The 12,946-nt window shown below is 70.6% G+C and carries 12 protein-coding genes; 3 read left to right on the forward strand and 9 right to left on the reverse strand.

Annotated elements, in window-relative coordinates; genetic code table 11:
- Positions 1-531 (reverse strand): hypoxanthine phosphoribosyltransferase (hpt, locus tag H976_RS0119785; RefSeq protein ID WP_027862954.1); only part of this gene is annotated, 531 nt, incomplete at its 3' end.
- 63 nt (positions 532-594) lie between these two features.
- Here hpt and H976_RS0119790 point away from each other — a divergent pair.
- Complete coding sequence (locus tag H976_RS0119790) at positions 595-1,638, forward strand: LLM class flavin-dependent oxidoreductase (RefSeq protein WP_027862955.1); 1,044 nt, start codon at positions 595-597, stop codon at positions 1,636-1,638.
- Positions 1,639-1,691: 53 nt separating this feature from the next.
- Here H976_RS0119790 and tilS read toward each other — a convergent pair whose 3' ends face one another.
- The 3 genes from tilS to dacB are packed head-to-tail and all read right to left on the reverse strand — an operon-like array spanning position 1,692 to position 5,210.
- Positions 1,692-2,687: a tRNA lysidine(34) synthetase TilS gene (gene tilS, locus H976_RS27465; protein WP_036227555.1), complete on the reverse strand. Its 996-nt coding sequence runs from the start codon at positions 2,685-2,687 to the stop codon at positions 1,692-1,694.
- 7 nt (positions 2,688-2,694) lie between these two features.
- Positions 2,695-3,759 (reverse strand): zinc-dependent metalloprotease, encoded by a 1,065-nt coding sequence (locus H976_RS0119800; protein ID WP_231389001.1) that lies wholly within the window; start codon positions 3,757-3,759, stop codon positions 2,695-2,697.
- On the reverse strand, positions 3,756-5,210 hold the full coding sequence (dacB, locus tag H976_RS27470; protein ID WP_051277124.1) for a D-alanyl-D-alanine carboxypeptidase/D-alanyl-D-alanine-endopeptidase: 1,455 nt from the start codon (positions 5,208-5,210) through the stop codon (positions 3,756-3,758). The genes H976_RS0119800 and dacB overlap by 4 nt, the downstream gene beginning before the upstream one ends.
- Positions 5,211-5,338: 128 nt before the next feature.
- On the opposite strand from dacB, the gene H976_RS0119810 reads away from it, so the two are divergent.
- A complete protein-coding gene (locus H976_RS0119810; RefSeq protein ID WP_027862957.1) occupies positions 5,339-5,833 on the forward strand; it encodes an inorganic diphosphatase in 495 nt (164 codons plus the stop codon).
- Here the strand turns inward: H976_RS0119810 and H976_RS30475 are convergent.
- The 4 genes from H976_RS30475 to H976_RS29135 form a co-directional block, all read right to left on the reverse strand.
- Positions 5,827-6,156, reverse strand: coding sequence for a hypothetical protein (locus H976_RS30475; protein ID WP_196804153.1), 330 nt, complete (start codon positions 6,154-6,156; stop codon positions 5,827-5,829). The two genes, H976_RS0119810 and H976_RS30475, sit on opposite strands and share 7 nt — an antisense overlap.
- Positions 6,141-7,124: a class I SAM-dependent methyltransferase gene (locus H976_RS29130; RefSeq protein WP_051277126.1), complete on the reverse strand. Its 984-nt coding sequence runs from the start codon at positions 7,122-7,124 to the stop codon at positions 6,141-6,143. Before H976_RS29130 ends, H976_RS30475 begins: the two co-directional genes overlap by 16 nt.
- Positions 7,124-9,085, reverse strand: coding sequence for an acyl-CoA dehydrogenase (locus H976_RS0119825; RefSeq protein ID WP_027862959.1), 1,962 nt, complete (start codon positions 9,083-9,085; stop codon positions 7,124-7,126). Before H976_RS0119825 ends, H976_RS29130 begins: the two co-directional genes overlap by 1 nt.
- Before the next feature lie 89 nt (positions 9,086-9,174).
- Entirely contained in the window at positions 9,175-10,392 is a 1,218-nt protein-coding gene (locus tag H976_RS29135; protein WP_196804154.1) for an NlpC/P60 family protein, read from the reverse strand.
- 274 nt (positions 10,393-10,666) lie between these two features.
- Here H976_RS29135 and H976_RS27485 point away from each other — a divergent pair, with 274 nt between their 5' ends.
- The gene (locus H976_RS27485; RefSeq protein ID WP_051277132.1) at positions 10,667-11,872 is read left to right on the forward strand and encodes an amylo-alpha-1,6-glucosidase; all 1,206 of its coding nucleotides are present in this window, start codon (positions 10,667-10,669) and stop codon (positions 11,870-11,872) included.
- Here the strand turns inward: H976_RS27485 and H976_RS0119840 are convergent.
- Positions 11,862-12,935 carry a phosphatase PAP2 family protein gene (locus H976_RS0119840; RefSeq protein WP_027862960.1) on the reverse strand — a complete coding sequence of 358 codons (1,074 nt, stop codon included), beginning with the start codon at positions 12,933-12,935 and terminating at the stop codon, positions 11,862-11,864. The two genes, H976_RS27485 and H976_RS0119840, sit on opposite strands and share 11 nt — an antisense overlap.
- Between the last annotated feature and the right edge of the window lie 11 nt (positions 12,936-12,946).

The raw sequence follows: 12,946 nt of genomic DNA on the forward strand, positions 1-12,946 counted from the left end.
AAGGGTCCCCACGTCCCGCAGATTGCGGTACCGCTCGTCGTAGTCGAGGCCGTAACCGACCACGAACTCGTTCGGGATGTCCCATCCGACGTACTTCACGTCGAGGGCCACGCGCACGGCCTCCGGCTTGCGCAGGAGGGTGCAGATCTCCACAGAGGCGGCGTTGCGCGAGGCGAGGTTGGCGGTCAGCCAGCTCAGGGTCAGGCCGGTGTCGATGATCTCGTCGACGATCAGCACGTGGCGGCCGCTGATGTCGGTGTCGAGGTCCTTGAGGATGCGTACGACGCCGGAGCTCTTCGTGCCCGAGCCGTACGACGAGACCGCCATCCAGTCCATCTCGAGGTGGCGGTCGAAGGCGCGCGCCAGGTCGGCCATCACCATCACCGCGCCGCGGAGGACGCCGACGATCAGCAGGTCGTGGCCCTCGTAGTCCTTCTCGATCTCGCGGGCCATCTCCTCGAGCCGCGCGAGGATCTCCTTCTCGGTGAACAGGATGTTGACCAGGTCACCGTCGACGTCTGCTGCGTCCATGGTGTGCAGCCTGCCACGGGTGACGCCGGGAAGTCTCGGCGGCCTCCTGGTGTTGAGGCGGACATGCAGCTGTCCGTTCTCGACCTCGTGCCCGTCCGCAGCGACCAGACCACCGGTGACGCCCTCGCGGCCACGCGCTCACTGGCGAAGGTGGCCGAGGAGCACGGCTACCACCGCTACTGGCTGGCCGAGCACCACAACATGCCCGCGGTCGCCGCGACCAACCCGCCGCTGCTGATCTCGATGGTCGCCGGCGCCACGTCGCGGATCCGGGTCGGCTCGGGCGGCGTGATGCTGCCCAACCACGCGCCGTTGGTGGTCGCCGAGCAGTTCGCACTGCTGGAGGCGGCGTACCCCGGACGCATCGACCTCGGCATCGGCCGCGCCCCCGGCTCCGACCCGGTCACCAGCTGGGCGCTGCGCCACGGCGGCGGTGGGGTCGAGGACGACGCGGTCTCGCGCTTCCCGGAGTACGTCGACAACGTGATCTCGATGATGAGCCCGGGAGGTGTCGGCCTCCAGGTCGGTGGCCGGACGCACGCGCTGACCGCGACCCCGGCCGCGACCTCGGTGCCGCCGGTGTGGCTGCTCGGGTCGTCGGACTACTCGGCACGACTGGCCGCGTCCCGCGGACTGCCCTACGTCTTCGCCCACCACTTCTCCGGCCAGGGCACCGCCGAGGCCCTCGCGCTGTACCGGTCCGGCTTCCAGCCCAGCGAGACCAACCCCTCGCCGCGCACGTTCCTGACGGTCAACGTGGTGGTGGCCGAGACGCAGGAGGAGGCCGAGCGCCTCGCCCTGCCGCAGCTGCAGGCGATGGTCGCGCTGCGTACCGGCCAGCCCCTGCGTCCGCAGCGCCTCGTCGAGGAGGCCGAGAAGGAGCCGGTCCCCGCCGAGCACCAGGGCCTGATCGAGGCGATGTCGAGCCGATGGGTCATCGGCACGCCGCCCTCCGCCGCCTCCAGGATCGAGGAGCTGGCTGCGTCGTACGACGTGGACGAGGTGATGGTCCACCCGGTCGCCGGCTCCTACCTCGGCACCCCCACCGACTCCTCCCCCGCCCGCGAGCAGACCCTCTCCCTGCTGGCCGGCGCAATTCACGGATAGTCCAGGACGAAAAGCCGCTCCAGGCACGCGGCGAGGCGGCGTTGCGTTCTGGACTATCCGGCTTGGGTGGTCCTCCGGAAGTGCAGCACCTCGTCCTCGGCGTACGCCGTGACGTGTCCGGGCAGCTGGATCTGCTTGCCCTTGTGGCCGAGGAGTCCGAGTACGGCGAGCACGTGGGCGCGCGAGAGCTCGGAGGCGATGGCGCCCTGGTCGATCGCGGCCCGCCTGGCACAGCGGGACCGGATCGCGTCGCCCACTCCGTCGATCTCGCGCATGTCGATGCCGTCGTCGGTCCGGGCTCGCGCGTAGGCCTCGAGCTCGAACCGCTCGATGAAGTCCACGTCCTCGCGCAGCTGCTCACCGGTGCGAGCGAGCGCCTCGGCGATCCCGGGTCCGAGCTCGCGCTCCAGCAGCGGCATCACGGTGTGGCGCACCCGGGACCGGGCGAACCGCGGGTCGGTGTTCTGAGGGTCCTCCCACCACTCGATGCCCTCGGCACGACAGGCCGACTCGGTCTGCACCCGGGTCAGCCCGACCAGGGGACGAGCGAACCCGACGCCCTCCGAGTCGCGGAAGTAGTCACGCATCCCCTGGAGAGACCGCCCACCGGAGCCTCGGGCAAGGCCGAGCAGCACGGTCTCGGCCTGGTCGTCGAGGGTGTGGCCCAGCAGCACCACTCCTGACTCGAAGTGGGCGGCGAGCTGGGAGAGGGCGGCGTACCTCGCCTCGCGGGCACCGGCCTCGATCCCCCACGAGCCCGGGTCGACGGTGACCCGGATCGACGCGGTCTCGTCGACCCCGAGCGCAGCCATCTGCTCGACCACCGTGGCCGTGTGGTCGGCCGAGCCCTCCTGCAGGCCGTGGTCGACGGTCACGCCGATGACGCGCAAGGCCTCCTCACGGGCCTCGAAGACGGTGGCGGCGAGCAGGGCGAGGGAGTCGGCGCCGCCCGAGCACGCGACGAGCACCGGTTCTCCCGGGGCGGCGACCGCGGCCAGTGTGCGGCGTACGGCGAGCCGCACGGCGGCCACCGCAGGGTCGAGCGTCATCGGTGCGTCAGCCGTGGACGCGCGCGATCCACAGCGCCGGGTCGAGGATCTCCTGCTTGGTCGGCAGGTTGGCCGGCTCGGCCCAGACCGCGTTGAACCCCTCCATGCCGACCTTGTCGACGGCCGCGCGCACGAACACCGCGCCGTCGCGGTACTGCGCCATCTTCTGGTCGAGCCCCAGCAGCCGACGCAGCAGCCGGTCGAGGCCGCCGACGCCCTTGCGACGCTGGGTGAACTTGCGCCGGATCTCGGCCACGCTCGGGATGACCTCGGGCCCGACGCCGTCCATGACGACGTCGGCGTGGCCCTCGAGCAGGCTCATCACCCCAGTGACGCGCTCGATGACGGCGCGCTGCTCGGGACCGGAGAACAGCTCGAGCAGGCTTCCCTCGGCCTTGCCGGAGAGGATGTCGCCGATCTTGCGCACGGCGTCGCCGAGCAGCTCGCTCGGGTCGGTCTGCACGGCGCCGACGATGGAGCTCATCTCGGAGCGGAGATGGTCGGTCATCCACGGCACCGCGGTGAACTGCACGCGGTGGGTCTCCTCGTGGAGGCACACCCAGAGCCGGAAGTCGTGGGGGTCGGCATGCAGCTCGCGCTCGACGTGCACGATGTTGGGCGCGACCAGCAGGAGCCGGCCCTGCTCGCCCGGCTTCTCGTGGAACGGGTCGAACTGGCCGAGCACCTTGGAGCCGAGGAAGCCGAGCATCGCGCCGAGCTCGACCCCGGTGATCCGGGAACCGATCGCCTCGGTCAGCGGACCAGGCGTCCCCTTCTTCTCCTGGAGCTTGTCGATCAGGGGGGCGATCACGGTCGCGAAGCCGTCGGCGTTGGCCTGGACCCAGCCGGGCCGGTCGACGACGAGCACGGGTGCGGTGCGCTCGCTGGCCTCCAGGCCGGTGAACTCACGGACGAGCGGAGAGGAGCGCTCCGCCCCGGCGCGCAGCTCCTCGACGGCCTCGACTGCCTCGGTACGGCTGACCTGTGGACCCTCCCCGACGAGGCGGGACCCCACCCTGACGGCGAGGTCCCAGTCGACCATTCCGGGTCGGTTCGGTCCGTCAGCGCTCATGGTCGAGACCCTACGCCGCAGCTGCACGCGCCCAAGGCGCCGGCGATGCGGTCGATCAGCGTCTGCGCCTCGAGGTTCTTCAGCGCGCCCACCCGGTCGGCGACGACCACGAAGGCCATCCGGGCTCCGCTCGCGTCGTCGGCGACACCGGCGAGTCCGTGCACGCCGGTGAGGGTGCCGGTCTTCGCGCGCACCCGGCCCCGGGCGGCGGCCGGTCCCTGGGCGAAGCGGTAGGTCAGCGAGCCGGTGAACCCGGCCACCGGCAGGCCGGTCAGGACGTCACGCAGCTCGGGGTGGCCGGGACTGGCCGCGAGACGGACCACCTTGTTGAGGGTCTCGGTGCTCAGCACGTCCTGGCGCGAGAGCCCGCTGCCGTCGTACAACCGGTCCCCGGCGAGGGGTACGCCGAGCCCGCGGAGCACCTCGAGGACGGCAGCAGCACCGGCCTCGAAGGACCCCTCCTGGCGCTCGGCCAGACCGACGTGGCGAGCCAGCACCTCGGCCGCCTGGTTGTCGCTGACCGCCAGGGTGCGCTGCACGATCTCGCCCAACGGGGCGCTCGAGACCGACGCAACCTCGGTTGCCTCGGCCGGAGTCTTCACCCGGTCGACCTTGGGACCGACGCGCAGCCCGGCCGACACGAGGGCCGAACGGAACACCTGGGCAGCGCGGGTGGCGGGGTCGGGGACGAAGCCGTAGCCGTCGGCGTCCTGGCCCTCGTCGACCCAGAGCGCACTGATCGGCGGCACCACCTCCTCCGGGATGTAGCTCGCGGGCCAGTGCGGGTTGACCGCCGGGCCGGAGAAAGCGGAGTCGTCGAAGGCCAGCCGGACGCGCGCGACCTTCATGGTGCGCAGCTTCGCGACCGTGCGCTGGGCGAGGGTGACGACGTCGGCACGGTCCGGGTAGTTGGCCGCCGCCTGCTTGGGCGAGCTGGCCAGGAACGGGTCGCCGCCGCCGACCAGCACCAGCCGGTGGCTGGCCGGCAGGTAGCGCACGGTGGTGCGGAACCGGGCCATCGGGCCGAGGGCGGTGAGCGCGGCGGTGGAGGTGAGCAGCTTGGTGGTGGAGGCCGGCGTGACCGTCGACGCCCCTGAGCGGAACAGCGGCCGTCCGGTGCGGAGGTCGGTGACCAGGACGCCGAAGTGCCGGCCGAGCACGCGCTTGCGCAGCATCGGCTGGACGACCGCCGCGACCTTTGCCGGGTCACCGGGCACGGTCCTGGACGGGTGCGCAACCACCGGAGCGACTCCGGTGGCCGGGAGCTTGAGGCCCTCGGGGGGTGGGACGGCCGCGGGTTCGGTGGCCGGGTCGGCCTTGCCCCACCCGAACCACCGCTCGCCGAGGTCGTACTGGTAGCTCAGCACCGCTCCGGCGAGCAGCACCAGGACGACGATCTCGGCGAGGAACCGTACGGGGAAGGTGACCAGCCAGTGGCGTTGCTCACGCACGGTCGCGTCTGGCCCCCTTCGATGTGCCGTTCGGGCGAAAGTGCTGCGAGACTAGCCCGGTGCGCCCGGCGAAACGGCGCACGGTGCCGGTGCAGTGCCCGGCGTGTGTCTGGCGAAAGGTTGAGTCGGTGGAGTTCGACGTACTGGTGGAGATCCCCAAGGGCGAGCGCAACAAGTACGAGGTCGACCACGAGTCGGGTCGCATCCGCCTGGACCGCACCCTGTTCACCTCGACCGCCTATCCCGCCGACTACGGCTTCATCGAGGACACCCTCGGCCAGGACGGCGACCCGCTCGACGCGCTGGTGATCCTCCAGCAGCCCACCTTCCCGGGGTGCCTGATCCGCTGCCGCGCCATCGGCATGTTCCGGATGAAGGACGAGGCCGGCGGCGACGACAAGGTCCTCTGCGTGCCGTCGCACGACCCGCGCCTGGAGCACCTGCGCGACATCAACCACGTCTCCAAGTTCGACCGCCTGGAGATCCAGCACTTCTTCGAGGTCTACAAGGACCTCGAGCCCGGCAAGTCCGTCGAAGGCGCCAACTGGGTCGGCCGCACCGAGGCCGAGGCCGAGGTACGCGAGTCCTTCGAGCGGTTCAAGGAGACCCCGCTCGCTCACTGACCCCCTCGGTGGCCCCTGCCGCGACGCCAGGCCAGCCGTGCCGCCAGCACACCGACGACGCCGGTGACCGCGAGCAGGAAGGTCTGGTACGCCGCCAGGGCGGTCGTGAGCTCGTCGTTGCCGAGCCCGCCGTCGAAGAACCCGCTGACCACGCTCACCAAGCAGGCGGCGGCGAGCAACCCGGCCGCCACGGCTGCTCTTCGTCCGTTCAGCCGCACCGCGAGCACCGTGAGCACGATCTGGACGCCGATCATCGGCACCGGAGCGGCCAGGAGCGCCTTGCTCCCCCAGGCCTCGCCCCAGGTGTTCACACCTGACGACACGGCGAGCAGTCCGCCCACGAGGTCGGCAACGACAAGGGCGACGAGCGCGAGCACGAGCGGTTCGCGACGTACGGGCTGGACGGTCGGTGTGCTGGTGGCGATGGACATGGTGGCTCCCCTTCGGCTGGTGAGCCCACTCTCGTCGTACGCACTTGGGTGGGGCTGGGACCTGACTTGACCCGGAGGCCGCAGCGGACGAAGCGGATGGGCCTGGCGGGTGATTCTGGGGGCTGGCGGGCAAAGCATTGCCTGCCACCCCGGAGTTTCCCCGGACGTCCGGGGAAACCCACCGCCCTACCCCTTCCGCCCGCGGAAGTACCCGATCGCCCCGACAGGTCCAGGGTGATGTCCTCGAAGCCGGCCTCGGCCAGCCAGTTCTGCACGTCGGTGCTGGACGCGCCGGGGCCGAGGAGGCCGGCGAGGCGGCCGGCCTGGCGCACTGGCAGGTAGCGCAGGCCGGTGTCGGTGAGCAGGGCGCTGCCGGTCAGCACTCCTCCCGGCTGGAGCACCCGGGCCATCTCGAGGACGGCGAGGTGCGGGTCGGGGAAGCAGTGCAGGCCTGTGAAGGAGACCACCAGGTCGAACTCGTCGTCGGCGAACGGTAGCGACCCAACGTCGGCGAGGACCGGCTCGACCTGGGCCACGACGTGGCGCTCGCGGGCAACCCGCATCGTGCGGTCGAGCATGGCCTGGGAGATGTCCGCGGCGACGTAGCGGATGCCCTGGCCGGTCCGCAGCCCGCGCAGCGCGACGCCGCCGCCGACGGGCACGTCGAGCACCGACGACCCCGCCGGTTGCCGGCCGATCTCCGCCGCAGCCGAGTAGAGGCGGCGCAGGTCGCTGCCGATGCCGATCTTCCAGAGCAGTCCGCCGGTCTGCGGGTGCTCGACGCTCCAGTCGTAGACCGTCGCCCACAACGGATCCTCGCCCCACCCGCCGAGCCCCGGGATCCGGAGCCGCCCGAGCATCAGGCTGACCGTACGTCGGGACCGTGCAGCATCTCGGCCTTGAGCATCTCGGGCGGGATCCCGAAGCCGTCGACGAGGTCCTCCGCGATCGGGCGCAGCCGGCGACACAACCCTGACACCTCACGGCTGATCGCCTTGGAGCGTGCGCTCGAGAGGCGACCGTGCTCCATGAACCAGCCGCGGTCGGCCTCGATGGTGGACAGGGCGAACAGGTCGCAGAGCATCGCGAGCGCGACCTTGTTGTCGCTGTCGACCATCGGCCCGAGCTTGTCGACGAAGGTCTCCAGCACGAGCCGTTCGACGTGTGCGCGCCCGGCGGCGATGACGTGGTCCTGCACCCGGCTGAACACGTCCACCGCGTCCATGCCCTGGTCCATCCCCCGCTTCAGGCGACGGGCCACGCCGGAGAGGATGTGCTCCTCGCGCCAGCGGAACATCGCGAGCTGGTACTCCGGGTCGAGCAGTCCCGCCTCCTGGTCCCAGCTGTCGTCCTTGCCACCCGGCAGCACGTCCTTGATCCGCTCCAGCAGCTTGTGCGCGCTGGTGCGCTCGAGGACCGTCTCCACGGCCAGCCCGGCGACGAACCGCACCATGCCGAGCTGGTCGAGGTCGCCGAAGCTGGAGGAGTAGTCGGTCAGCAGTCCCTTGGCGACGAGCTGGAGCAGGATGTGGTTGTCGCCCTCGAAGGTGGTGAACACATCGGTGTCCGCCCGCAAGGCACCGAGCCGGTTGGACATCAGGTAGCCGGCCCCGCCGCAGGCCTCCCGGCACTCCTGGATGGTCCGGCTGCCGTGCCAGGTGCCGAGGGCCTTGGTGCCGGCCGCCAGCGACTCCAGGGCCCGGCGCTGGCGGTCCGGGGCATCGGTCGTGGAGAGCACGTTGTGCAGCTCGGCCAGCAGCTGTTCCTGGGTGAAGTGCAGGGCGTAGGTCTTGGCGAGCAGCGGGAGCAGCCGGCGCTGGTGCATGCCGTAGTCGAGGAGCAGCTCCTCCTCGCCGGTCTCCGGGGAGCCGAACTGGCGTCGCTGGTTGGCGTACTTGATCGCCACCGCGAGCGCCACCTTGCTGGCCGTGATGCCGGCGCCGCCGACGCAGACCCGTCCCTGGATCAGGGTGCCGAGCATCGTGAAGAACCGCCGGTCCTTGTTCTCGATGTCGGAGACGTAGCGTCCGTCCTCGGTCACGTCGGCGTAGCGGTTGAGCAGGTTGGTGCGCGGCACGCGTACGCCGTCGAACCAGATCCGCCCGTTGTCCACACCGTTGAGCCCGATCTTGGGTCCGTCGTCCTCGATGCGGACGCCGTCGAGCGGCTTCCCCTTCTCGTCCCGGATGGGGACGACGAAGGCGTGCACGCCCTCCGAGCCCCCGTTGATCTCCAGCTGGGCGAACACCACCGCCATCGACGCGTGCGCCGCGGCGTTGCCGATGTAGTCCTTGCGAGAGAGGTCGTCCGGAGTCGTGATCACGAACTCCTTGGCCTCGTTGTCGTACGCCGCGACGGTGCCCAGCGCCTGCACGTTGGAGCCGTGACCGGTCTCGGTCATCGCGAAGCAACCCATCAGGTCGGCCCTGACCAGGTCGGTGAGGTAGGCGTCGTGGTGGTGCTTCGACCCGAGCTGGAGGATCGCGCCACCGAACAGCCCGAACTGCACGCCGACCTTCACCAGGATGGAGAGGTCGCCGAACCCGAGGGTCTCGAAGGCCGCGACCGAGGCACCGATGTCGCCGCCGCCGCCGTACTCGGTCGGGAACCCGAGACCGGTGGCGCCGGTCTCCGCCATCAGCTTGACCAGCTCGAGGACTCGTTCGCGGAACTCCTCGCGCGGCATCTCGATCGCGTCGTCGAGGACACCGGCGTACTCCGCGAGGTTCTTGCGGGTCAGCTGCCGGATGTCGGCGTACTTGCCGTCGAGCAGCGCGGTGAGGGCGGGGACGTCGACGTCGGGGAGCTCACGGTCGGCCATGGTCCAACTCTGCCGCATGCCTCAGGGCCGCGCAGTACGAACCCCGCACCGCGGACAGCGGCTGCCGAGCCGACGCCAGGCCGGCTCCGTCAGGGACGGGCGACGAAGTCCGGGTACCAGTTGTAGATCGAGTTGTAGCGGACGTTGGCGCCGGTGTGCGGGGCCTCGATGAACTGCCCACCGCCCAGGTACAGCGCGACGTGGTGGATGCCGCTGGGGCCACCGTTGCTGCTCCAGAACAGCAGGTCACCGGGCCTGGCATCGGCCATCGAGACGCGGGTGCTCTGGTAGAACTGCGCGACCGAGTAGTGCGGCAGCGACTTCCCACCCCGCGCCCAGGCCTGCATCGTGAGCCCCGAGCAGTCGAAGGTGCTGGGTCCCGCGGCACCCCACTGGTACGGCCGGCCCAGCTGTGCCTTGGCGTAGGCGATGGCGCGCTGGACGGCCACCGACTGGTTCGGTGCCGGGTTGGCGATCGGAGGCGGGGCGGATCCGCCGGCGGACGACGACGAGTCGCTCTGGTCGTTGGAAGCCTCGGTGGAGTCCTGCTGGTCGGCCTTGGCGTTCTTGGCCTTCTTCTTGGCCTCCTCGGCCTGCTTCTGCAGCGCCGCCTGCTCGGCGGCCTCCTTGGCCTGCGCGGCGGCGGCTGCCTTCTGACGGGCGATCCGCTCGAGCGCCGCGTGGCGACGGGTGGCCAGGCCCACCGAGATGTGCTGGGCCTTGGCCAGCTCCTCGATCAGGTTCTGCTTCTGCACCGCGATCGTGTTGGCGGCCGCGCTCGCGGCAGCCGCTGCCTGGCCGGCAGCGACGGCCAGCTTCTTGGCCTCCGCGGCGAGGGCCTCTTGCTTCTTCTCGGCCTTGGCCGCCTGGGCGGCGTACGTCTTGGCACGGGCCGAGGCGACCTTGAAGCGGTCGTAGCGGGCCTGCATGGAGTCACCGGCGCTCTGCACGACGCCGTAGCGGTTCATCAGGCCGGTCGGACCTTCGTCGGAGACCAGGGCGCTGGCGGCGTTGAGCTCGGTGCCGTTCTGGTAGCTCTCGGTGACGAGGGTGACGATGCCGTCGCGCTGCGAGGCCACGTCGGCGGCGGCCTGGCGCGAGCGGAGCTGCGCGGCCTTGCTGGCCTTCTGGGCCTCCTGCAACCGCCACCGGGCGCCGTTGGCGCGCTCGAAGGCGGTCTCGGCCGCGGTCGAGGCCGCGTCCATCCGGGCATTGGCCGCGTCGAGCGCGGCTTCGAGCTGCTGCACGCTCTGCTGCTTGTGGGTCACCGCGGCCTTGGCCCGGTCGACCTGTGCCTGCGTGGGCACCGTGGAAGTTCCGGGGTCCGCGACAGCGGCGCCGGTGATCGGGAGGGTGACTGCCAAGGTCGTTGCGGCCGCAATGGCCATGCGAGCGACGGGTCGCACCGAAGAAAGCCTTCCGTTGGGGGTCTCGCGTCGCTTCCCCGCGACACGAGACAAAACAGACGTTAGGGCTCACGCGTCACACATGAAACACTTTTCACATAATTACTCCGTTGTAATACGCGTGTCGACTTGACAATTACACCGATGTAACTCATGGGTTTGGCAGGATTCACTCATGTCGCACGCGTCCCTGCAGCCCCTCCTGTCCCCCGACGGCTGGGCGTACGCCTCCAGACTTCCGGTGGACGCCGCCGACCCCGGGCGGTTCCACGCGCTCTTCGGTCGCGACTCGCTGATCACCGCCCTCCAGGTGCTCCCGCACCAGCCCGAGGTAGCGGCGGCGACGCTGCGCGCGCTGGCTGCTCGCCAGGGCCGCCGGGAGGACCCGGAGACCGAGGAGCAGCCCGGCCGGATCCTGCACGAGGACCGGCCGGTCGCCCCCGAGTGGCTGGTCGAGCGGGGGTGGCCGGTCCGCGACGGCGCGCTGCGCTACTACGGCACCTCGGACGCGACGTCGTGGTTCCTCGTGCTCCTCGACGCGACCGGAGACCGGGCGCTGGCCGAGGAGCTCGACGCAGCGCGGGTGGGTGCCGCCGACTGGCTGCACCGGGCCCTGACCGCAGGGGACGGGCTCGTGCGCTGCGGACCGAGGACCTTCCCGGGCGGCCTGAGCCAGCAGGGATGGCGCGACGCGCTCGATCCCGGGACCGACGCCCACGGTGGCGGGATCGTCCGGGAGGACGGCACCGCACCACGAGCGCCGATGGCCGACGCGGACTCCCAAGCGGTCGCGGTCGCGGCCCTCGACGCCCTGGTCCGGCTCGATCCCGACCGCGCCGACGACTGGGCCGCGCGGGCGGCCCTCCTACGGCGCCGGGTCGAGGACGCCTTCGCACACGGCGTGATGGCCCTCGAGTCCGACGACCGACCCGTCCCCGGCGCCGGCTCCCAGCTCGGCTGGCTGTTGTGGGCCGATGTGCTCTCTCCCGAGGCGACCACCCTGGTGGCCGAGCGGCTGACCCGGCCCGACGTGCTCACGGCGTACGGCGTCCGCACGCTGAGCAGCAGCCATCCCGCGTTCCTGACCGAGGGCTACCACCGGGGCGCGGTCTGGCCCTTCGACAGCTGGCTGTGCTGGGGCGGGCTCCGCCGCGCGGGGTACGACGACGCGGCCGGCCAGGTCCGGGAGGGCGTACGACGAGCCGTGGCCGAGCTCGGAGACTTCCCCGAGCTGTACGCCGTCACGCCGGACGGCGAGCTGCGCGACATCCCGATCGCCAACCGGGTGCAGGCGTGGACGGTCGGGGCGATGATCGCCTTCGACGACGGGTGGGACGGCCGGGGGGTGTCCTTGGGAGACGCGCCCCAGGTCAGCCGCTGACGACGCTCCGGTCGTCGGTGTCCACCGGCACGTCGCTCGTCGTCGTCGTCGGATACGAATGTCGCAGATGTCGGTCGAACCGCTGGCCGGTCGCGATGCCGCCGAGGTAGAAGGACACGAACGCGATCACTGCTCCGGCGATGTCGTCGGCGATGTAGTGCCAGCCGAAGTAGGTCGTCGAGAGCACGACCAGGCCCATGTAGACCCAGAGGATGATCTTCAGGAACCGGTGACGCAGCGTGTACTGCGCGACCAGGGCCATCATCAAGGTGATCCCGACGTGCAGGGAGGCAAAGCCGGCCACCGACTGCACGCCGTTGGACAGGTCGAAGCGCACGTCGTGGCGCCCCCAGTACAACGCGTTCTGGAGGTCGCTGACGCCGGTCTTGGGCAGGTCCTGGTAGATCCACTCGAAGGCGAAGTTCGGGCCCAGCGTCGGGATCATGTAGTAGCTCGCGGTGCCGAGCGTCCAGCACATGCACTGCGCGGTCACGAACCAGTAGCCGAAGCTGACGTTGCGCGACCACACCAACCAGACGATCACCGAGACCGGCACCATCGGCAGGAACAGCAGGTAGACCCACGAGAGCACGTAGGCCGCGACGTTGGTGCCGAGCAGGTCGTGCAGCAGGATGCCGGGGTCGTGCCCGAACAGCAGCCAGTGGTCGAACTTGTGCAGCTCGAGGTCGCCGTGCAGCCGGGCACCCTCGCTGCGCACGAACGGCAGGAAGTTCTTCAGGTTGCGGTAGCTGACGTAGGTCACGTAGAAGCTGATCAGCCCGAGGATCACCAGCTGGATGCGGTCCCTGGTCCAGTGCTCGCGGATGAGCAGCTTGGCCTCGACCTTGAACTGGGTCGGGTTGAGCCGTGACCGCCACAACGTGCGCGGCAGGATGTCAGCGGCGAACGCACCCACGCAGAGCATCGGGAGCCGCACCCAGGCCGGGCCCAGGAAACCGTCCGGGTCTCGCAGCGGGTAGTCGACCGCGCGGCTCACGATGATGGCCAGAACGCCCATGAACACGGCGTTCGTCACCATCGCTGCATAGGCGCGCCGCTTCACAACGGGTCATT

The sequence above is a fragment of the Marmoricola sp. URHB0036 genome, assembly GCF_000426045.1.
Classification (GTDB): Bacteria; Actinomycetota; Actinomycetes; order Propionibacteriales; family Nocardioidaceae; genus Marmoricola.